We start from the raw sequence: 22,660 nt of genomic DNA, 5'->3' as shown, positions 1-22,660 counted from the left end.
AAAAAAATGGTTAAAGTAAAAAATTTAAAATACGAATATAAAACATATAAAAAAGGAAGTGGATTTTTCGAAAATCTAAAAGACTTTTTTAAAAGAAAATATGTATATCACGAAGCAATAGATATAAAAGAATTTAATATTAATAAAGGTGAAATAATAGGATTATTAGGACCAAATGGTGCTGGGAAAACAACATTTATAAAACTAATTACCGGAATTTTATCACCTAAATCAGGTCAAATCTTTTGCGATAATTACATACCATATGAAAAAAATAATATGTTTTTAAAAGAAATTGGAGTTGTTCTTGGACAAAAAAGTCAATTAATTTGGGATTTGCCAAGTATTGATACTTTAAAAATGTTAAAAGACATTTATGAAATTGATGAATTATCATTTGAAAAAAGATTAAAAAAATTAGTTAAATTATTAAATTTAGAATCTAAATTATATATACCTGTAAGAAAATTATCTCTTGGAGAGAGATTAAAATTTGAATTAATTTGTTCATTAATACATAAGCCTAAAATATTATTTTTAGATGAACCTACTATTGGTGTAGATATAGTTAGCCAAAAATCAATATACGAATTTTTAATTACACTTAATAAAGAAGAACAAACAACAATAATTTTAACTAGTCATAATATGAAAGATATTGAAGCTTTATGTGAAAGAATTGTTGTTATTTTAAACGGTAAAATAGTCCATGATACAAATATTACAGATTTAAAAAATAAATATAAAACTGAAACAAAATTTATTATAAAAACAAAAGAAGATAAATTTCCATTTAAAGACATTGAATACAAAAAAATAGAATCTTGTAAATATGAAATAAATGAAAATGAAATAGAATCAATTGAAACACAAACAAAAGAATTGGAAGAAATTATATATGAAATTTTTAAAGAAGCAATATAGTATAGCACTTAATCAAGTATTAATAAATTTTCAATACAGATTTAATTTCATTGCAAAAGTTTCAATTTATTTATTTCAGTTTTTTATCATTTATTTTATGTGGAAATCTATTTATAAAGATAGTGAATTAAAAACTATAGGAAATTATAATTATAATGAAATGATTATATATATATTAATTACCAATATCTCTGCACTAGTCTATAATTTTAATGGCATACATAGAATAGGACAACTAGTTAGAACAGGAAAATTAACAACAATCTTATTAAGACCGTTAAGCATCATTGAGGAAAGTTTTTCACAATACCTAGGTAATAAAATTTTTGCATATATTTTATCTTTTTTGATTATTATATTTTCAAATATAAAATTCAAAATACTAAGTATATTATATATTAGTTCAACATTTATGATGTATTTTTATTTAACAATGTTAATAGCATGTTTAGGTTTTTTCATTTTTCAAACAGGACCGTTACAAGGTTTATTTAATGGAATTTTTTATATATTAGCAGGTGTATATTTTCCATTAAATTTATTACCAGGAAAAATTTACAATATATTAAAATTTAACCCATTTTCATTAGTTTCATATGTTTTAGCCAATATATTAGAAAATAAATTAAGTTATGAACAAATTTTAATATATCTATTAGCTAGTATTTTATGGATTATCACTTTTAGATTTATACTGATTAAAATTATAAAAAAAGGATTAAATTCATACGAAGGGATGGGAGCATAATGAGATTTAAAGTTTTTATACGTTTAGTTAAAAATTCAGTAAAAGAATCACTTGCTTACAGAACATCATCAGTCATTATGTTTATTGTTGTGTTTTTATTCTTTTTATTACAAATATTAGCAAATTTTATTTTTTATAAATATACAAATAGTATCGCAGGATATACATTATTTGATAGTATAAATTTAATAAATACAGCTACTCTAATAACTCATTTAAACTATTCTTTATTTATTATAGGTAATGAATCTATTTATTATGAATTAATTGAAGGTGAAATGGATTATAAGTTTTTAAGACCTATAAATTCATATTGGCTTTATGCTTTTTATGGTTTTGATATACAAAGCTTTATAACTTTTTTATTACATGCAATATTTCAAATATACTTATTTTCATTACAAAAAGTAACAGCTTTAAAAATATCAGCTTATATTTTAATGGTTATATTAGGTAGCTTTTATATCTTTTTAATACTAAGAGCATTAGTATTACTAGTATTTTATACAGATAAAGCTAATTCTATACAAGGTATACCTGAATTATTAGAAGATGCTGCTTCTAGACCTAAAGGAATATATCCTAAGTTTATAAGATACATATTTATATATTTTATATCTTATTTAATGGTTTATAATGGACCAATAGACGTACTTAAAGGAAATATTAATTACTCGTATCTTTTAGGCTATATAATATCATTGCTTCTATTTTTAATAATAACATATAAATTATGGTTTATAGCCATAAAAAAATATCAGTCTTCAAATTAAAAAAAGGCAGTGTTTGCTACTAAGCAAATGCTGCCTTATAAATTTTATCTATTCTTTTTCCAAGCATACTCTAATGTTAAAATTGCATAAGCTATAAATGTAGGTATAAGCCAAGCAAATCCTTGTTCATGAAGAGGTAATGGATATAATAAATCTATAATACAAAAAACAAATGTTGTATAAGTTGTATATCTATATACCTTATAATTAGCTTTTGATAATGTTAAGAAAAGTACAACTATTAATAATGGATAAAATACTGTAAGTATTGGTATAGTGTAATTTATTATTTTATCAACACCCAGTTGAGATATTATATATGATGTAGCTACAACAAATATAACTATAACATTATATTTCACTTTATAATTCAATACCTTTTCAAAATAACTGCTCACTGAAACAATTAAACCTATTGATGTTGTAAGACATGCAAGTGATACAATTATTGCAAGTAAACTCATTCCTGAATTACCAAGTAATTTTGTTGTTATTCCATTTAATAATGTTGTTCTTTCTATATTTTGAGGAAAAACAGTACTTGCAGTTGCACCTAAGTATATAAATCCTGCATAAATAGCTGATAAACCTATTGCTGCAATAAATGAAGCTTTTATTGATGTTTTCTTTAAAACTTCTTTATTTTTTATAGTTTGACTTAAGTTATTCCAAACAAGACCTGCAAAAATTACAGAAGCAACAGCATCTATAGTATTGTATCCTTCTAAAAATCCTTGTGAGAAAGCATCTGGTATATGAGGAACTCCAATAGGTGCTATTGGTTTTATTATTCCTTTAACTATTAACATAACAGTAGTTAAAATTAATGCTGGTGTTAATAATGAACCTATCTTATCCAATACATCGCTTTTTTTCATAACAAATACTAAATTTATTAAAAAGAAAATTAACCCTCCTATAACAGGTGATATCATAGGAAAAAAAGGTTTTATTCCAACTTCAAATGTTGTTGCAGCAGTTCTAGGTATTGCTATAGCAGGACCTATAGTTAAAAATGCAGCTACTAATAAAAATTTAGAAAAATTTGTTCCAAGTGGTTCAAATAACTTTGTATATTCTCCATTAATATAGAAAACAACTAATAAAGCAAGTAAAGGAAGTCCTACTCCAGTTAGAATAAAGCCTGCTATTGACATATAAAAATTAGATCCAGATTTTAAACCTATAAATGGCGGTAACAGCACATTTCCGGCTCCAAAAAACATTGCAAATAATGCAAATCCTATAATTAAAGTTTTAAATTTATTTTTAGTTTCATTCATTTTGTTCACTTCCTTTTATCTAAAATATGTTATAAATCCTGTTATTATTGAAACATTTACAAAGTCAATAAATAATGCTCCAACTAATGGAACTACAAAAAATGCAATTTTTGAATACTCATAACTGTCACAAACTGTTTCCATATTAGTTATACCATTAGGTGTTGCTCCCATTCCAAATCCACAATGACCCGCACAAATTACAGCACCATCATAATCTGCTCCCATAACATAAAATGTTATATATCTTGTATATAGAACTGTAAAAATTAATTGTGCTAAAAGAAGAACTGTTATAGGTAGGGCTAAATCAATTAAATCCCAAAGTCTTAAAGTCATAAGAGCCATTGATAAAAATAAATTAAGTGCTATATTTTCTATTATTTTTATTTCTTCTATCGGAGAATTTGAAATTTGTGTAACTACATCAGTTATATTTCTTATTATTGCAGCAACTATCATAGGTCCTAAATAATACGGGAAATTTAATCCTAATAGTTTAAACAAGTAATTAAAAAATGTCCCAAATGCCATTGAAAGAAGTATCATAAAAAATGCAGTTGCAAATTTCTCTCCGTTTAATATACTTTCTTTTTTATTAAAGAAATCTTCTTCTTTTTCTACATCTTCTTTAACTTCATTTTCTACTTTATAATTTTTTAGCAAATCATATTTTGTTATAAGTCTTCTTGCAACCGGTCCACCTACTGCTGAACCTGCTATAAGTCCAAAAGTTGCTGCTGCAATAGCTACAGATTGAGCAGAAGCTATACCATAATTTTCAATTAAAGGTGATATTGAAGCTGATGTTCCATGCCCTCCAGTCATTGCTGTAGAACCTGTCATAAGTGCTAGTAAAGGATTTATTCCAAGTGGTTTTGCAAGCAGTACCGCTCCTATATTTTGTACAAATATCAGACCTGTTGACACTATTAAAAATATTAATACTTTTATGCCTCCAGTTTTTAATACTTTATAACTTGCATTAAATCCGACACTTGTAAAAAACATAGTCATAAAAAATGTTTGTAATGTTGTATCAAATATAAATGTGGCTAAATTTAATTGTTTTAATATAAGCGTTAATATAGCAAATATAAATCCACCTATTACAGGTGAAGGAATACAATATTTTTTAAGAATTTGTATTTTAACTCTCATTTTTCGTCCAATAAGTAATAATATTATAGCAAGTCCTATGGATTGTATCATATCTAAATGTATTTTTATCATGTTTTGCTCTCTTTCTGTCTATAATTTCAACTTTTTCATTATACTATATTTTAATGTAAAAAAAAAGTTGCTAAAACTCTGTTTAGCAACCTTTTCAAATATTTTTATAAATGTTTTCATATTTTTTATTTTCTATAAGTATTATATTTATTACATTATCATCTATTATTAATATAATCAATAATAAGTTTATCTATTAATTATATTAATGATTGTATTAATAAATAATATAAATATTAATCTCTTATACCATTAGGTATTATTACATCTTTTATTAATTTTTCTTCTTCTTTTATTCTAATATACATAACAACAATATATAAAGGGAATATAATAACTGCTGTATATATAGCATGACAAAGCAATGCAATTCCTATTAATTCAGGAAAAACATTAAGATAATAATTAGGATGTTTAACATTTCTAAATAACCAATGATTTACATATTTATGGTCTTTTAAAATCATAAGTTTTACAGTCCATATATCTTTTAATAATCTTGTTACAGTATATAGCATAAATAAAGCAAAAATTATTAATAATAAACCTACTATACTTATACCATCAAATGGTCTTTTTTTAACTAATGATTCTATAAAACAGAATAAGTAAAATAAAATATGTAAAATTGTAATACGCTTAGTATTTTCTTTTCCATATTCAATTCCACTATCTTCTAAAATTTTCTTTTCATTTTTAATAGAAATCTTTAAAAAATATAGTCTAATAATAAAGACTAAAACAACAATAATACTTGCTAAATAATATGGCATATCGCAGCTCCTTTATATAAATTTATAATTCTGATAAAATCAGAGGTTTTCCATCTACTATTGCAATACTATGTTCAAAATGTGCAGATTTTTTCTTATCAAGTGTAGTTACAGTCCACATGTCTTTTTGTATCTTAACTTTGTGCGTTCCTAAATTAACCATAGGCTCTATAGCTATTACAAGTCCATTTTGAATTTTAAGACCTGTTCCTTTTTTTCCATAATTTAAAACATATGGATCTTCGTGCATTTCATATCCTACACCATGTCCTGAAAAGTCTCTTACAATTGAAAAATTATGTAATTCAACATATTCTTGTATAACATGTCCTATGTCACCTAAACTGTTCCCTGCTACTGCCTGTTCTATACCTAAATCTCTTGATTTTCTTGTTACATCAATAAGTTTTTGAGATATTTCATCAATTTGACCTACAGGAAAAGTACAGGCGGCATCTCCGTAAAAACCATCTAATACAGTAACTATATCTATACTTACTATATCTCCTTCTTTTAGAATTTTTGTTTTACTTGGTATTGCATGAACTACATCTTCATTAACTGATATACAAGTTGCTGCTGGATATGGTGGATAAGGCCAACCTATATCATAACCGATAGTTCCCGATTTTGCTCCTTGTGATAAAATATAGTCATTACAGATTTGATCAAGTTCCCAAGTACTTACACCTGCTTTTATATATTTAGGTATAATATCTCTATATATTCTTGCAATTATTTCATTAGCTTTTTTTATTTTTTTTATTTCATCTAATGTTTTTAATTTAACCATTTTATTCACCTAATATTTCTATTATGTCCCTTGTTATTTCTGTTGGTGTTTTTGTTCCGTTTATCATAATAACTTTACCTTGATTATTATAATAATCTAAAACTGGTGCAGTTTGTTTTTCATAGTTTTCAAGCCTTTTTAAAACTACTTCTTTCGTATCATCATCACGTTGTATTAAATCTTCTTCTTTTTCATCAATAGGTGGATTATATTTCAAATGATATATTTTACCTGTTTTTATTGATGTTCTTCTTCCTGTAATTCTTTCAACTATTTCAGAATCAGGTACATCTAAAGCTATTACCTTTTCTACGCTTTTTCCAAGCGACATAAGTATTTCATCAAGAGTTTTAGCTTGTTCTACTGTTCTTGGAAAACCATCTAAAATAAAGCCTTTTTGGCAATCATCATTTTGAAGTCTTTCTTTTACTAACCCATTTACAACTTCATCAGGAACCAAATTCCCTGCGTCCATAAACTTTTTAGCTTCTAATCCTAATGTTGTTTTATTAGCTATTGCAGTACGTAAAATATCTCCTGTTGATATTTGAGGTATACTGTATTTATTAATTAATTCTTTTGCCTGTGTTCCTTTTCCAGCTCCCGGAGGTCCAAATAATACTATATTCAATTTTATTCTCCTTTTATTAAAAGATTGGAACATTATATTCCATAGGTTCTTCTTTTTTTTCTTCTATATTTACATCTGTTTCTGTTGTTTGATTTACAGAATTTTCATAAATTTTATTTTCATCAAAACCTGTAGCTATAATTGATACAACCACACTTTCTCTTTCAGGTTCAAATATAACACCGGCAATTACATTTTCAACACCATCAATAGTTCCTGAAGCTTTTTGTGCAATAAAGCTTTGTACTCTATCTACATCTGCAAGACTACAATTAGGCCCTATTGTTAAGTTTACTAATATCTTTGTTGCCCCTTTTATATCTTTTTCTAATAATGGATTAAATATTGCTTTTTCAGCAACTTTAATAATATCTTCAAATTGTCCTGTTTCTTCGTCTCTTTGTGATTCTGCAAATCCAAAAAGTGCTACTCCAGAATCTTTCATTATAGCTTGTACGTCTGAAAAATCAAGATTTATTAATCCTATTTTTGTTATTAATTCTGTTATCCCTTTAACTCCAAATCTTAATATATCATTTGATAGTTTTAACTGATCAGGATAAGATGATGTTTTTGCAGTAGGAAGCTCAAGTAATTTTTGATTAGGTATTACGATTAATGTATCAACATATTTTTTTAAATTTTCTAACCCATCGGCAGTATTTTGTGCTCTTTTTTTACCTTCAAATGTAAAAGGTTTTGTTACTATCGCAACCGTTAAAATTCCCAATTCTTTTGCTACTTGGGCTATAATAGGTGCTGCTCCAGTACCTGTTCCTCCTCCCATTCCGGCAGTTACAAAAATCATATCTTGGTCTTTTAACACATTTTTAATTTCTGATTTTTTATCTTCAGCTAAAACTCTAGCTGTTTCAGGTGTCCCTCCTGCTCCTAAATGACCTATGCTAATTTTGTATTGAGCTTTTGATTTATTTAGGTCTTGATAATCTGTATTTATGGCAACATACTCAACGCCTGTTATGTTAGAGTCTATCATATTATTTATGATATTACCTCCGGCTCCACCAACCCCCACTATTCTAATTTTAGCTTTTGGTTCTTCCGTGTTCGTATATCCATTATATTGTTGATTATCGTCCATACATTTTCCTCCTACTTTACATTTATGTATTTGAATCTTAAATCCATATATTCTAAATTATTATTTTTTATTTCATCACTATATATTTTAAAAGCCTGATTAAGTTTATTTGTTGTAATAGATTTATTCATAAAAACTCTAACTCCACTATCCAATATTAAAGAAAAATATCCTTGTTCTTCGACTATTTCCGATGTTATATCATACATTTTACTAGGTATTAAACTATTTAGTATATTTATTATATTATTTTTTGAATTATCATCAAAATGTACTATTGGAATATTTTTATCATTAATTTCTTCAAATTTTCCAAAAATATTCAAATTACTGTCAACGGCAAAAAATTTATTATCTATAGAAACAAACGCTACCGGTTTTCTAATAATAATCTCAATATTTAATATATTTGGGTATTTTTTTTCAACATTAACTTTTTCAATTCTGATATCTTCTAATATATCTGATATAAGTTCACTTTTATTAACATAAAATATAGATAAACCTTTTAAATGTTGAAGTTTATTTGTGATGTCGCTATTTATCATCAAATTATCCCCTGAAATATTTATTTCAGTTACTTCAAAAAAAGCAGATTGAGTAAACCTAAATCCAAATATGATTAAAACAAAAAGAAAAAGTATAAAGAAAATTCGCCTTACAAATTTATCCATTGCTACCTCTTTTAAATTCAACTTTTATTTTAACATGATTTTATTTTTTTTTCAATTTTATTGTTGTCCTTGATATTTTTGTATTATATCCCAAGCATCATTTATTTCTTTTGTTTTTTCTACAGCTTCATCTGTATGGTTTATATCAGGATGGTATTTTTTTAGTAATTGTAAATATCTTTTTTTCTTTTCTTCCATAGAACTGTTTGGAGAAACACCCAATATTACACAAGCTTTTTCATATTCACTTTCAGTTTTAATATTTTCAAATGTATTATAGTATTGTTTGTCATAGTTACTACGATATTTAAATTGATTAAAAAAATCCGAATTATCATAATAATATGTTCTTTTAAAGTTAAATTTAGGACCTTTATTTTTATTTACAAGTTTAAGTATTCCTAAAATCACACAAATTACAACTAAATAATTTATTTGACCTTTAGTAAAAAGTGTTATAGCGGCTATTAAAAAATATACCCAATATGGCAGTAAAAGAAACAATGACATTATTCCTACCATTAAAGCTAAAATATAAAAAATTATTAACATTATATATCCTTATTTTATTATTATTATTTCTGTATCAAGCATTATACCTGTCTTTTCAAAAACAGTTTTTTTTATGTTATTTATTAATTCTAAAACATCGCTAAATTTACCATTACCATGATTTATTAAAAAATTAGGATGTTTTGGCGATACTTCCATATCACCTATTCTGTAACCCTTTAATTCACAATCTGATATTAACTGTGCTGCAAAATTTCCTTCAGGGTTTTTAAAAGTCGAACCAAGATTAGGAAAATCTAAGGGATGATTATTTTTTCTCTTATTTATTTTATCTTGAGAAGCTTCTTTATCAAATCCTTTATCAAAAACAAAAGTAGCACCTATAACTATCCAATGATTATCCTTTATAGCTGTACCTCTATATCTATGTTCTATATCTTGTTTTTTAAAAACTTTTATTTCATTTTTATCAGTTATAAAAATCTTAACACTCTCTATTTTATCAAATATAGTAGTACCATAGGCTCCACCATTCATATTAACTAAACCACCTATAGAACCAGGGATTCCTGAAATATTCTCAAGTCCTGACAAATCGTTTTTTTCCATAAAAGATATTAAGTCAGATAAATCAGCTCCAGCTTGTGCATAAACTGTATTTTGTGAAATTTTTTCTATTTTATTAAGCTTTTTTAAACTTACAAAATTAATATCTAAATATTCATCATTTATTAAAGTATTAGTTCCATTACCTAAAAGGTAGTATCTTTCATCTTTATTAAAAAAATCAATTAATTCTTTTTCATCTTCTATAAAAGTTAAACTTTTAGCAATTCCACCTATTTTCATATTTGAATAAGGTTTCATTGTTACATTTTGTTCTTTTATCACGCTTATCACCTACCCTTTTATTTTATTTACTAATCTATAAGCAAATTTAGAAACTGTTCCTGCCCCCATAAAAATGTATATATCTGTAGGTTCATTATTCATATATATATATTCCATTACTTCCATAGGAAGCATAACATCAACTTCTTTGTTTTTATCAAATTGTTTGATTTTTTCATATAAATCATACGAGCTTATTCCACTATCATTATCTTCACTTGCTGCATAAATAGGTAAAAGTATTATTTTATCTGCAATAGATAAAGCTTTTGCAAATTCATCCATAAAGAATTTTGTTCTTGTATATCTATGTGGTTCAAATACTACTGTTATCTTACCTTTTTCATTTAATTTAGCAGCATTTAATGTTGCTTTAATTTCAGTAGGATGATGTGCATAATCATCAATTATTTTTATTTCTTCGTTATATATAACTTGATATCTTCTATTTGCACCACTAAAATTTTCTAAATGCTTTTTAACTAAATTTATATCTAATCCTTCAATATATGATAAATATATTACAGGTAAAGAATTTTGTATATTATGTATACCAGGAACTTTTAAACTAAATTCCCCTATTTCAGTATCATTAATTACTACAGTATACGTTGTTATTCCATCTAAATTTCTAATATTTGTTGCATATATGTCAGTTTTTTTATTTGCACTGTAAAATATTAATTTTTCCTTATATTTTTCTAAATCTAAGCTTTCTATATTTGGACAGTCTTTTGATAATATTACTTTTTTCTTTGTTTGTTCTATAAACTGAATAAACGATTTCTTTATGTTTTCAAATGTACCATGATGTTCTAGATGATCAGCTTCTATATTAGTTATAACAGAATAATTAGGATACAAGTATAAGAACGAATTATCACTTTCATCAGCTTCAATTATGAAATAATTGCTTGTTCCTATTTTACTATTGCTATTTATTTCAGGAATTACACCGCCAACTACTATATAAGGATCCTTTTCTAAAAAGCATACTGAACACATAGAAGAAGTTGTAGTTTTACCATGAGTTCCTGCAATAGCTATACTATTTTCAAAAGTATTAACTATATCAGCTAACATTTCGCCTCTTCTTTTCATTTCAATATTTTTTGACTTTGCATATATATATTCAGGATTAGTTGTTCTAATTGCTGTTGAATAAACATATAAATCGGGATTAAAACTTTCTATATTTTCAACAACTTGACCTATATGTACTTTTATACCCAAATCTTCAAGATTTTTTGTAGCATCTTTATACTCTAAGTCTGAGCCTTCTACTTCATACCCTTTTTGTTTTAAAATTTTTGCAATTCCGCTCATTCCTATTCCATTTATACCACTAAAATATACTTTTTTTAGCATTTGCTATTATCTCCTTTTATAATCGTTATTATATTTTCTACGGCATTCCCTGTATCTAATTTTGAAATATTATCTATCATAAATTCAAGTTTATCATCTTGATAGCATAAATTTAATGCCACATCTATAGCTTCAACAGCTTGTTCATTAGTAAATGTTTTTGTTGCATCTGCATATTCTAACATCTCTGCATTTTCTTTTTGCCCAACAAAACTATATGGTATCATTACAGAAGGTTTTTTTAACTGTAATAATTCAGATATAGTTGACGCTCCTGCTCTACATATTACTAAGTCTGCCGCACTCATAAGCTCACAAGCATTTTCAAAATATGGCATAAGTATTATATTTTTTAAATTTTTTATTTTTGCATAAGTTTCTTTAAATAAAGATTCCCCTGTAGACCAATAAAATTTTAAATTTTGTTTTTCATTTATTTTCTCAATGTTTTTTATTATTGCTTCGTTAATAGGCTTTGCTCCTAAACTTCCACCCATTACAAGTATAACTTTTTCATTCTCAGATATTTCAAGTTTTTCTCTATTCTTGCTTTTTATTGCTGTGTAAAATTCATGTCTTAATGGATTACCTGTAACTATAAACTTATGATGATACTTTTTAGGAATATAGTTAAGACTTGTCTTATATGCTAAAAAAACTTTTTTGGCAAATCTATATCCATATTTATTCGCAAGACCCATAAGAACATTTTGTTCTTGTAAATATATTGTTTTATTAAGCAGTTTTGCAGCAATAATTGAAGGTATTGAAATATAGTTTCCAAAACCTATGACCATATCTATATTCTTTTCTTTAAGTATTTTTCTTGCTTGAAATATAGCAGAAATCATTTTTAATATAGATTTAACACTTCTTAAAGGTACTACGTCAAGACCTATAAAATCATATCCTGCATTAGTTACAATATCTTTTTCCATTCTATGACAAGTGCCTATAAATGTAACTTCATATCCTTCTTCTTTTAAACTTTTAGCAAGTGAAATTGCAGGGTATATATGACCTCCAGTTCCACCTGTTGTAAGCACGACTCTTTTCATTATTTTATTACCTTCCATTCCATATTATCTAAAGCTTTAAATAATAAACTCATACAAATTAAATTTGACATTAAGGCACTTCCTCCATAACTTATAAACGGTAATGTAATACCTGTTGAAGGTAATAATCCCAAATTAATTCCTATATGGGCTATTATTTGATTAGTTAATACAAATCCTACACCAAATATTACATATTTTTCAGTGCTATCCGCTGCATTTATAGCAGCATAAAAGATAAGAGCTACTAAAACGATAAATAAGCTAAGTACAATTAAGCTTAATATAAGCCCTAATTCTTCAGCTATAGCAGAAAAAATATAATCTGTATGTGCTTCTGACAAGTAAAAATATTTCTGAAATCCACTACCGAAACCTCTACCAAATAAAAAACCTGTTTTTATTGCAGTAAGTCCTTCTAAAGTTTGTTGTGAACCCCCGCTTTGAAATTGCGTTATACGTTCAAGTCTATATTTTACTAAAAATGCCGCAGGTATTAATAATAATGAAGAAAGTCCTAATATTGCTGTCTTATATTTCTTTTCAACATTAGATACACATAACATCAAATATGAAAGTAATGCAACTTGTAACGTTGATGTTAATGCTTTTCCTGATAATATAGCTAAGCAGTAAAAAAAGACCAGTGCAGACCAAATAATAGTTATCCCCATATGTGCTTTCATTTTAACATTAAAAAATAATATATATTTATTTATAACATCTTTTAATTCATTAAAATATATCGCAAAAATATATATTAATATAGGTTTCGCAAATTCAGAAGGTTGTAATTGTATAAAGAAAACATTAATCCATCTTCTTGCTCCATTTATTTTATGCCCCAATACTAAAGGTGAAAGCAAAAATAAAAATCCTAATATGTAAAGAGAAATTAAAGTTCCTTCACTTATTTTTTTAAAACGTATTAAATAATATGAAGGTATTGCAACCAAAAATACAGATATTCCAACTAAACCAATGTATTTTCTACCTATATTTGTATGTTTCAATTCAGATAAAGGCGAACTTATGCTCCAAACAGAAACTATTCCTATTGTAAGAAGTATAAGCAAAATACAAAGTATAATTAATGAAATATGAGTTTTTATAAACTGTTGCAATTCTTTATTTTTATTTACACTTTCCGTTGCATTATCTATAATATTATTCATTTTTATCTCCAATTATCTCAACAACTAATCTCTTAAACTCTGCTCCTCTATGTTCAAAACTTTTAAATTGATCAAAACTTGCAGTTGCAGGACTTAATAAAACATATGTTTCTTTTTTTAAATCCATATTTTTTGATATATATGTAACAGCATTTTCCAAAGTTTTTGCATTATAATACAAATTATATCCAGACTTCGCAAATTCACTAATGTACTGATTTGCATTTTCCCCTATAAGTAAACAAAAATCAACACACTCATATATTTTCTCATACATTTTTGTATTATCAATTTTCTTATCTTGTCCACCACATATTAAAACAAGATTTTTATTTTTATAAGCATCAAGTGCAAATAAAGAAGATTCAACATTAGTTCCTTTAGAATCATTTATAAAAAAAGTCATATCTTTTTTAAAAAAGACCTCCATTCTATGTTCTAAAGACTTTGTTGATGATAAAAACTGTTCTATTATTTTTGTATCAACACCAACAATTTTAGCAACTGCAATAATAAAATTCATATTTTGAATATTGTGTTCGCCTTTTAAACTTGTTTTTTCCTTTTGTATAATACGTTCTCCTTCAAATACTAAGTAATTCTCGTCTTCTTCTATATATATTTTTTTTGATTTACAATCCTTAAAAAGTTTTTTAAACTCTTCGTCTTTAGGATTAATGACTATATAATCATTTTCATCTTGATTTTTAAATATATTCATTTTAGTTATATAGTAATCATTTACACTATCATATCTTAATAAATGGTCAGGTGTTAAATTTGTAATTGCACAAATATATGGTTTTATGCTTGGATTATTTTCTAGTTGATAACTACTAAGTTCTAATACTATATAATCATAATCATTCTTATCAGTTATTATTTTTGCAAATGAATGCCCTTCATTTCCCCCAAGTGCAACATTGTATCCTGCATATTTTAATAATTCATATATTTTAGTGCAAGTTGTCGTTTTTCCATTTGTTCCTGTAATAGCAATTAATTTTGTTTTAGGATTCACATATTTTATCGCTAAATCTATTTCAGATATTATTTTAATTCCTTTTTCTAAACATCTTTTTAAATATTCGTTATTCCAAGATATACCTGGACTTTTGATAACAATATCATCTTTATTTGTTATTTCTATTGCATTAATGCTTGGTATTCCCTGCTTATCATCAACAACAACAAATTCCTCTTTTTTATATTCCAAGAGCTCTTTTGCTCCCTCTCCACTTATCCCTAAACCAAATACTATATACTTCATAACTATTCCTATCTAATTTTAAGTATCATAAATGCTATTATACACATTATTATTGTTATTATCCAAAATCTAACTGTAACCTTTGTTTCTGGCAACCCACCCATTTCAAAGTGATGATGTATTGGTGCCATTTTAAATATTCTCTTATGAGTTCTTTTAAAATACAAAACTTGTATTATAACCGAAAGAGCTTCAGCGATAAAGACAAATCCCGCAATAGGAAGTAAAAACTCTTGTTTTACAAATATTGCTATCATTCCAAGTATACCACCTAAAGTAAGAGAACCTGTATCTCCCATAAATACTTGAGCTGGATAAAAATTAAACCATAAAAATCCAATTATTGCTCCTATTACCGCTGAAAGATAAACAGCTATTTCTCCTGCTCCCTCAATATAGTAAATGTTAAGATACAATGATAATTCTTTATGTCCTGCAAAGTATGCAATCATAAGAAATATTATACTTACTATCATTATTGGTCCACTTACAAGTCCATCTAATCCATCAGTTAAATTTATTGCATTTGATGAACCTATGACTACAAAACATATGAATATAAAGAAAGCAAAAGCTCCAATATATAAATATGAATTTTTTATAAATGGATTTACTAATGAAAAATCAACTTCTGTTCCACTTAATCTAAATTTTAATATAAATAGGAAAGTTATTAAACTCATTATTAATTGACCTAATAATTTTTTCTTTCCTGATAAACCTTTTTTACTTTTTGTTAATTTTAAATAATCATCATAAAAACCTATATAAGTAAATAAAATTGTCATACAAAATAGAAAAACTGTATATTTATTTGTGAAATTTCCTGCAACTAACATAGCAATAATTATTGCAGAAATAATTATTATACCTCCCATAGTAGGAGTTCCAGCCTTACTTAAATGACTGCTAGGTCCCTCTTCTCTTATTTTATCTCCCAATTTTTTTGCTCTTAATATGTCTATAATTTTTCCACCAAAAATTAAAGTTAATAATAAAGCAACAAAAAATGCTATTGATCCTCTTATTGCTAAAGACTTAAATATTCTAAAAAAGCTTACTTGATTTATAAACAACTGTTGTAGTAAATATAGCATTATCTATCCCCTTCCACTATTTCTTCAAGTTTCATACCTCTTGAACCTTTTAAAAAAATTACGGCATTTTTTAAATTTCTTATTTCAGTTTTTATAAAATTTTTATCCATAGTATGTATTGCACCGTCTATCTTTAAATTTTCCATAAGTTTTCCATATAAATATAACTTATCATATTTTATATTTTTAAGCACATTTTTTAAATTACTGTGATATTTAACTTCATTTTCTCCAAGCTCTAACATATCACCTAGAATTACAACCTTATATTTATCTTTAAATATTTGATTTAATGTTTCAAGTGAACTTTCAACAGATTTTGGTGCTGCATTATATGCATCATTTATTATTACATTGTCTCCTTGATTTAAAAGTTCAAATCTCATAGATGTTAATTTTATATTATCTAGTTTGCTTTCAAAATTAGATACACCCATCTCATTTAAAACTGCTATACATAAGCTTATATTTTCCGCATTATGTTTTCCGTATAAATTAGTATGATATTTATTGTTATTATATAAAAAACTTGTTCCTTTATCATCTATTATTACATCATTATCAAGTACAACTTTTAAAGCTTTCTCTAAAGTCTTCAAATACTCATCTTTACCATTAACTATAACCTTTGATTTTGTATATGGAATTAATTCAGTTTTAGCTTTAAAAACATTTTCTCTAGTTTTTAAATATTCTATATGAGAATCTCCTATATTTGTAATTATACTATAATCAGGCAATGATATACTTGAAAGTAATTTAATTTCTCCAGTCATACTCATTCCCATTTCTAAAATCAAATAATCTTTATCTATAGGACAAGACAATATTGTAAATGGAACACCTATATGGTTATTATAATTTCCATAAGTCGCATAACTATTTTCCAGAAGTATAGCTAATATATCTTTAACCGTTGTTTTCCCATTACTTCCAGTTATTGCTATTACTTTTGCATTAAGATTCATTCTATAGTTTTTAGCAAATTCTTGCATAAAGCTAACTGTATCATTTACTTTTTTACCTATATTAAAATCTTTATCACAGTCATATATAGGATATGCTCCTTTTTTTATAACTTCTTCAATATACTTATTTCCACCTCTTATAGCAAAAAATATATCTCCTTTTTTTGCTAATTTTGAGTCCATACATACCTGACCGCTAAAATCAAAATTCTCGTTTAATATTCTTCTAAATACTTCTCTTTTATTCATTTTTTTCTCCAAAATTGTTTGCCTTTTATTATATCACAATTTAATATTTTTAAGTATATTATTTAATAATTTTGTAATGACTTCAGTATTAATTTCTTTTAAATTTTTTACACTTTTTTCTTTAATTATTTTACTGTAAACTGAATTTATAAATTCTTTTCTTTCTTTAGGGGTTGTTTGTTCAAGCCACATTGATATTGATTTATCCAAAGAAGAACTTATATTAGTTATTTTATCCAAATAAACAAAATCATTTTTACTTATTCCCCAAGAATATAAATCATGTTGCATAACAAAAAAACTCGTACTATTTATTATTTTTATTTTTTCTTTTCTATTTAATAAAAGTCCTATTATTGAAGAACTTGGTATTATTGTTTCAATTTTATCAACTATTTTTTCATACCCTTTTTCATTCAAAACATCATTTAAAAATCCAGGTCCATCAAAATTATATATTCTGTTTATTCTTGAGGCATTATCTACATATATTGAAGAATAAATAGCTAAATTTCCTCCTTTTGAATGTCCTCCTATAAAAACATTTTTATCTGTAATGTCTAATACATCTTTAAGATATATAATTGATTCTTCTTGAGACGGAACCTTATCATAACTCATATTTAAGTCTTCTTTCCAACCTATTAAAGTTTTATCTGTACCTTTAAAAGATACATAATTTGCAAAACCTAAATCCAAGACCATTGCACCAAACTGCTTTTCAATTTCTTTATCAATAATGTTTATATAATTAAAAACCTCTATATTTTTAAATCTTTTGCTTTCAAGTAAATATTTAACTAATTTTATATCATCTTTCATTAAAAAATATTTATCTTTATATTTTGAAACAATATTAAGTAGATAATGTAGCGTTTTTTTCTCATTTTTAAATAATATTTTATCAAAAGGTAGGTACACTATTCTTGTCATAATCAAACTATCAAGTATATTAAAATTTTTTTCAGTTATTTCTTCATTATTTTCTTTAATATAATCAAATATCGTTGCCATCAAAAATTACACCACCTTTAATATTAGAATAACTTTCAGAAATTATACTCTTTAATTCTATTAAATTTTCTATATTTTTATTTTTTCTGTAATTTATAATTTTATTTACATCTTTGCTACTTAATCCTAAAAATTTCAATTGTTTTTTTGTTGCAATGTTAATATTATGTGATTTATAATTCACATCATGTGTTTCATCTGTAAATATTTGCTTTATTATTTCAATATCATCATCGCTAAATCTTGATATAAATCTTAATTCATCAACCGTTTTTATTGCTCCCATATACTTTTTGTATTCTATTATCTCTTGTACCTTTTTTGATGATAACTTTGAATTTTTAAAATCATCATATGTTAAATTATTAATACTCTTTTTTTCGCTGTATGTTTGATATTCTATATTTTCATTTATTTCGACACCATAATCATTCTCATCAATATTTATACTTTTATTATTTGTAATAAAATAACCTGAAATTAACACAATTAACATAAGCAAAAAATATTTATTCAAATTTTTCATAATACTCCAATATTTCATCAATTTTTTGATTTAGTCTTTTATCATATTCTAGGATATAAGAAAGAGGATCTTTAGGACTTGATATCCTTTTTATAGTATTTTTATCAATAAGTTTAGTTACTGAACCTGCACCTATACCAAAAATATTCTTATTTTCTTCTATCATATCTATATTATATACAGATTGATATCCTTTTTTACAAAAACCTATGTTTTCTCCCCAATCATAACTATTTTTTTGTCTGTACATATAGTAAGGTACATATTTTTTTGATTTTGCCATTTCAAAAATTTTTTCATATATTTTTTTATAATCTAATGTTTCATGAAAAAATTTTGTTTTAGTAAGATAACTACTTTTTTTAAGTGCTAAATTATGTATAGTAATATTTTCAACATCATATTCATACATTTTTTGTATAGTATTTAATATATCTTGTGTACTTTCTTTAGGCAATCCTAAAATATAGTCCATATTTATTATAAATCCTAGTTCTTTAGCTTTATTATACACATCATTTAATTTTTCAATATTGTGATATCTATTTACTAATTTTAATGTTTCATCTTTAAAAGACTGAGGATTTATACTAATTCTATCTACATTATAATGTTTTAATATTTCTAATTTTTCATCATCTAATGTATCTATACGCCCTGCTTCAAATGTAAACTCAATCAAATGTTGTAAATTATAATTTTTAATTATTGCATCAAGAAGTCTTCTTAGTTCAGTAACATTTAAAATACTTGGTGTTCCTCCACCTATATATATTGTACTTAATTTAAGATTTAGTTTTGATAAAAGTTTTCCTATTTTTGTCACTTCATCAATTAATGTATCAATATACTTACTATAATTAAGTTCATACTTACCTTTTTTTAAATAAGCAGGAAACGAACAATATGAACATTTTGTTGGACAAAAAGCTATGCCTATATACACTCCAACACTAGTTTCATCAATATATTCAATAGAATTTCTTGCTACATTTTCAAGAAGTTTTGTCTTTTCATCTGATACCAAATATACTTTCTTTAATATTTCACAAACTTTTTCAAAAGACTTTACTTCTTTTAAAAGAGCAAAAAAAAGTTTTGTCGGTCTTACACCGACAATACCTCCCCATAACATATTTTTATTATATAACTTTAAAAGACCTGTTTTTAACATTGCGAGTTTTTGTTTTTCTCTATTGTATAAAACAGGTAAAGAAAAAGTATATTCCTTATTATATTCTATCTCAATATTATTTTTATTTTCCTTAAAATTAATTTCTATTTCATCATTATTATCTGGGAAAATAGAGTAAATAAACTCTTTAAGCTTATTCTCACTTATATCTTTATTGCTTTTTATTTTCATTATATCACTTTAAAATTATTAAAACTAATATCCCTATTATTATCCTATAGTATCCAAAAATAGAAAAATCATGCTTTTTAATATAGTTTATGAAAAATGAAATAAATATGTAGGCAAAAATAAATGAAAAAACAAATCCTAATGCAATTAATCCGTACTCTGATGATGATAAACTATTAATTTTCACTAATTTTAATGTTGTTGCCCCAAGCATAGTAGGTATTGCTAGAAAAAATGAAAATTCTGTTGCAACCATACGACTTGTACCAAGCAACATTGCTCCTATTATTGTTGCTGCTGATCTTGATGTTCCAGGTATCATAGCAAGACATTGAAATATACCTATTATAAATGCTGATCTATAGCTTATATTATTAATATGTAATATATTGCTTTCTTTTTTTCTTTTTTCAATAAAAATAAGGATAATACCATAAAATATAAGCATTATTGAAACAACTATTGGATTAAAAAAATGCTTATCTATATAATCATCAAAAAGTAGCCCTAAAACAACAGCAGGTAAAACTGCAACCAATATTTTTTTCCATAAATTAATATTTATAGGAAATATTGTATTATAAAAATATACTATAACTGAAAGTATGGCTCCTAATTGAATTATTATTTCAAAAGCATTAACAAATTGCCTATTTTTAGATAAAGTTAAAAAATTCTCTACCAATATCATATGACCTGTACTACTTACAGGTATAAATTCCGTAAGTCCTTCAATAAAACTTAAAAATATTACCTTTAATATTGTTATCATAATCTTCCCCTTTTCATCTGGTATTATACCACAAATATTAAAAAGCTCAATATAAAATCAATTTTCAGATAAATCAAAATTTATTTACTTTTAATAATGAAAATTATATAATAAATTGCTAAAAAAGGAGGATACGTATGAAAAAAACATTAAAGATATTTGGCGTTATTTCAATATTAAGTTTACTTAGTTTAGGTCTTGTAAGTAATTATTTTTATAATTTCGCATTAAATGCTAAAACAAATAAATCAAAAATAACAAATCAAGATGATGATGATACTGTAAACACAAGAAAAAAAGATGATATGAAATGGTTTGAGCAAAACAAAATAGAAATTAATTCTGTTTCAATTACAAAAAACAAATTAACAGGTTATAAGTTTATAAATAAAAAAAGTAATAAGTGGATAATAGTTGTTCACGGTTATGCAAACAGGGCTATAAATATGTCTACATATATTAAACAATTTTATGATAGAGGATATAATATATTAGCAGTTGATTTAATAGCACATGGTAAAAGTGAAGGTAATACTTATTCAATGGGTGGTTTTGATTCATATGATATTATAAATTGGTCTAAGTTAATTTCAAAGGAATATAATAATCCAGATATCATTTTATTTGGTATAAGTATGGGTGCCACAACAATTATGAATAGTGTTATTAAAAATGATTTGCCTAAAAATGTTATTGCTTTTATAGAAGACAGTGGATATATAAATTTAAGAGAACAATTTTCGTTTCAATTAAAAAAATTATATCATTTGCCAAGTTTTCCAATAATACCTACAACTAATTTAATTACTAAAATACGTGCAGGATACTATTTTGAAGATATAAGTGTTAGAAATGGTCTAAAAAATGTAACAATACCTGCCCTTATTTTACATGGCGATGCTGATACTTTTGTTCCTATTAAAAATGCTTATGAAATTTTCAATTCTTTAAAATCAAATAAAAAAATACATGTATTTAAAGGAACAAAACACGTTAAGGCTGAATCAAAATTTAGAAATGAATATTGGGAACAAATAGATAATTTTTTAAGTAATTTATAAAGAGGATATTTATAGTAGTATTAAATGCACGAAATAATGTTGCAAGAGAAGTTAATAACATATTGGTAAAAACCTACTGGGAAATAGGTAGAATTATTGTGGAAGACGAGCAAGGTCATTCAGACAAAACTGAGTATGACTTATCTAAGAAACTTACAAAAGAATATGGAAAGGTTTTTTCAAGGTCAAACGCATTCTATATGATAAGCTTTTATCTGACATATCCAATTTTCCAAACACTGTATGGAGAATTGAGTATATACCATATATGAAAATGTTAGTTGTCAAAAGGTCAGTCTAGTATAAGGAAATTACAAATAAGACCACAACTTATTATAGAGAATATAAAAAAATCAAAGAACAATAAAAAATATATATAGATAAACTATGTGATAGAG

24 protein-coding genes are annotated in these 22,660 nt (G+C 25.2%); 5 read left to right on the top strand and 19 right to left on the bottom strand.

Annotated features, from left to right (window positions below; genetic code table 11):
- Window positions 1-6: 6 nt before the first annotated feature.
- Genes AWT63_RS05490 through AWT63_RS05480 form a run of 3 tightly spaced genes read left to right on the top strand, consistent with a single transcriptional unit; the run spans window position 7 to window position 2,445 of the window.
- Entirely contained in the window at window positions 7-924 is a 918-nt protein-coding gene (locus AWT63_RS05490) for an ABC transporter ATP-binding protein (RefSeq protein ID WP_068268923.1), read from the top strand.
- Window positions 899-1,672, top strand: a complete 774-nt coding sequence (locus tag AWT63_RS05485; protein ID WP_068268921.1) for an ABC transporter permease — start codon at window positions 899-901, stop codon at window positions 1,670-1,672. The genes AWT63_RS05490 and AWT63_RS05485 overlap by 26 nt, the downstream gene beginning before the upstream one ends.
- A complete protein-coding gene (locus AWT63_RS05480; protein ID WP_068268917.1) occupies window positions 1,672-2,445 on the top strand; it encodes an ABC-2 family transporter protein in 774 nt (257 codons plus the stop codon). Before AWT63_RS05485 ends, AWT63_RS05480 begins: the two co-directional genes overlap by 1 nt.
- A 44-nt stretch (window positions 2,446-2,489) precedes the next feature.
- On the opposite strand, the gene brnQ is transcribed toward AWT63_RS05480, so the two are convergent.
- The 19 genes from brnQ to AWT63_RS05385 all read right to left on the bottom strand — a co-directional run bounded on the left by brnQ (window position 2,490) and on the right by AWT63_RS05385 (window position 21,204).
- Window positions 2,490-3,728: a branched-chain amino acid transport system II carrier protein gene (brnQ, locus tag AWT63_RS05475; protein WP_068268916.1), complete on the bottom strand. Its 1,239-nt coding sequence runs from the start codon at window positions 3,726-3,728 to the stop codon at window positions 2,490-2,492.
- A 15-nt stretch (window positions 3,729-3,743) separates the two neighbouring features.
- Window positions 3,744-4,961 carry a sodium/glutamate symporter gene (gene gltS, locus AWT63_RS05470; protein WP_068268915.1) on the bottom strand — a complete coding sequence of 406 codons (1,218 nt, stop codon included), beginning with the start codon at window positions 4,959-4,961 and terminating at the stop codon, window positions 3,744-3,746.
- Between the two features lie 236 nt (window positions 4,962-5,197).
- Window positions 5,198-5,734, bottom strand: coding sequence for an isoprenylcysteine carboxyl methyltransferase family protein (locus tag AWT63_RS05465; protein WP_068268910.1), 537 nt, complete (start codon window positions 5,732-5,734; stop codon window positions 5,198-5,200).
- 22 nt (window positions 5,735-5,756) lie between these two features.
- Window positions 5,757-6,527, bottom strand: coding sequence for a type I methionyl aminopeptidase (gene map, locus AWT63_RS05460; protein ID WP_068268908.1), 771 nt, complete (start codon window positions 6,525-6,527; stop codon window positions 5,757-5,759).
- A gap of 1 nt (window position 6,528) precedes the next feature.
- Window positions 6,529-7,158: an adenylate kinase gene (locus tag AWT63_RS05455; RefSeq protein WP_068268907.1), complete on the bottom strand. Its 630-nt coding sequence runs from the start codon at window positions 7,156-7,158 to the stop codon at window positions 6,529-6,531.
- Window positions 7,159-7,174: 16 nt separating this feature from the next.
- Window positions 7,175-8,260 (bottom strand): cell division protein FtsZ, encoded by a 1,086-nt coding sequence (gene ftsZ, locus AWT63_RS05450; RefSeq protein WP_068268906.1) that lies wholly within the window; start codon window positions 8,258-8,260, stop codon window positions 7,175-7,177.
- Between the two features lie 11 nt (window positions 8,261-8,271).
- The gene (locus AWT63_RS05445; protein ID WP_068268905.1) at window positions 8,272-8,934 is read right to left on the bottom strand and encodes a cell division protein FtsQ/DivIB; all 663 of its coding nucleotides are present in this window, start codon (window positions 8,932-8,934) and stop codon (window positions 8,272-8,274) included.
- A 57-nt stretch (window positions 8,935-8,991) separates the two neighbouring features.
- Window positions 8,992-9,486 carry a DnaJ domain-containing protein gene (locus tag AWT63_RS05440; RefSeq protein WP_068268901.1) on the bottom strand — a complete coding sequence of 165 codons (495 nt, stop codon included), beginning with the start codon at window positions 9,484-9,486 and terminating at the stop codon, window positions 8,992-8,994.
- 9 nt (window positions 9,487-9,495) lie between these two features.
- The gene (gene murB / locus AWT63_RS05435) at window positions 9,496-10,344 is read right to left on the bottom strand and encodes a UDP-N-acetylmuramate dehydrogenase (RefSeq protein WP_068269013.1); all 849 of its coding nucleotides are present in this window, start codon (window positions 10,342-10,344) and stop codon (window positions 9,496-9,498) included.
- Between the two features lie 3 nt (window positions 10,345-10,347).
- Window positions 10,348-11,706 carry a UDP-N-acetylmuramate--L-alanine ligase gene (gene murC / locus AWT63_RS05430; RefSeq protein ID WP_068268899.1) on the bottom strand — a complete coding sequence of 453 codons (1,359 nt, stop codon included), beginning with the start codon at window positions 11,704-11,706 and terminating at the stop codon, window positions 10,348-10,350.
- Window positions 11,700-12,764: an undecaprenyldiphospho-muramoylpentapeptide beta-N-acetylglucosaminyltransferase gene (murG, locus tag AWT63_RS05425; RefSeq protein ID WP_068269012.1), complete on the bottom strand. Its 1,065-nt coding sequence runs from the start codon at window positions 12,762-12,764 to the stop codon at window positions 11,700-11,702. The genes murC and murG overlap by 7 nt, the downstream gene beginning before the upstream one ends.
- Complete coding sequence (locus AWT63_RS05420; protein ID WP_068268896.1) at window positions 12,764-13,939, bottom strand: FtsW/RodA/SpoVE family cell cycle protein; 1,176 nt, start codon at window positions 13,937-13,939, stop codon at window positions 12,764-12,766. The genes murG and AWT63_RS05420 overlap by 1 nt, the downstream gene beginning before the upstream one ends.
- The gene (murD, locus tag AWT63_RS05415; protein ID WP_068268894.1) at window positions 13,932-15,209 is read right to left on the bottom strand and encodes a UDP-N-acetylmuramoyl-L-alanine--D-glutamate ligase; all 1,278 of its coding nucleotides are present in this window, start codon (window positions 15,207-15,209) and stop codon (window positions 13,932-13,934) included. Before murD ends, AWT63_RS05420 begins: the two co-directional genes overlap by 8 nt.
- Before the next feature lie 8 nt (window positions 15,210-15,217).
- Entirely contained in the window at window positions 15,218-16,306 is a 1,089-nt protein-coding gene (mraY, locus tag AWT63_RS05410; protein WP_068268893.1) for a phospho-N-acetylmuramoyl-pentapeptide-transferase, read from the bottom strand.
- Window positions 16,306-17,523: a UDP-N-acetylmuramoyl-tripeptide--D-alanyl-D-alanine ligase gene (locus tag AWT63_RS05405; protein WP_068268892.1), complete on the bottom strand. Its 1,218-nt coding sequence runs from the start codon at window positions 17,521-17,523 to the stop codon at window positions 16,306-16,308. The genes mraY and AWT63_RS05405 overlap by 1 nt, the downstream gene beginning before the upstream one ends.
- Window positions 17,524-17,556: 33 nt before the next feature.
- Window positions 17,557-18,537, bottom strand: coding sequence for an Mbeg1-like protein (locus AWT63_RS05400; RefSeq protein WP_068268888.1), 981 nt, complete (start codon window positions 18,535-18,537; stop codon window positions 17,557-17,559).
- A complete protein-coding gene (locus AWT63_RS05395; RefSeq protein WP_068268886.1) occupies window positions 18,521-19,063 on the bottom strand; it encodes a hypothetical protein in 543 nt (180 codons plus the stop codon). The genes AWT63_RS05400 and AWT63_RS05395 overlap by 17 nt, the downstream gene beginning before the upstream one ends.
- Window positions 19,047-20,429: a coproporphyrinogen III oxidase gene (locus AWT63_RS05390; protein ID WP_068268885.1), complete on the bottom strand. Its 1,383-nt coding sequence runs from the start codon at window positions 20,427-20,429 to the stop codon at window positions 19,047-19,049. Before AWT63_RS05390 ends, AWT63_RS05395 begins: the two co-directional genes overlap by 17 nt.
- A gap of 4 nt (window positions 20,430-20,433) precedes the next feature.
- On the bottom strand, window positions 20,434-21,204 hold the full coding sequence (locus AWT63_RS05385) for an undecaprenyl-diphosphate phosphatase (RefSeq protein WP_156414514.1): 771 nt from the start codon (window positions 21,202-21,204) through the stop codon (window positions 20,434-20,436).
- A 134-nt stretch (window positions 21,205-21,338) separates the two neighbouring features.
- Between AWT63_RS05385 and AWT63_RS05380 the strand changes: the two genes are divergently transcribed.
- Together AWT63_RS05380 and AWT63_RS06160 are read left to right on the top strand one after the other, a co-directional pair.
- Window positions 21,339-22,262, top strand: coding sequence for an alpha/beta hydrolase (locus AWT63_RS05380; protein ID WP_068268881.1), 924 nt, complete (start codon window positions 21,339-21,341; stop codon window positions 22,260-22,262).
- Window positions 22,259-22,534, top strand: coding sequence for a DUF1016 N-terminal domain-containing protein (locus AWT63_RS06160; protein WP_156414516.1), 276 nt, complete (start codon window positions 22,259-22,261; stop codon window positions 22,532-22,534). Before AWT63_RS05380 ends, AWT63_RS06160 begins: the two co-directional genes overlap by 4 nt.
- The last annotated feature ends 126 nt before the right edge of the window (window positions 22,535-22,660 follow it).

The organism is Caviibacter abscessus, assembly GCF_001517835.1.
GTDB classification, from domain to species: Bacteria; Fusobacteriota; Fusobacteriia; order Fusobacteriales; family Leptotrichiaceae; genus Caviibacter; species Caviibacter abscessus.
The sequence above is the reverse complement of the archived record's forward strand: the minus strand, read 5'-3'. Positions and strand labels throughout refer to the sequence as shown.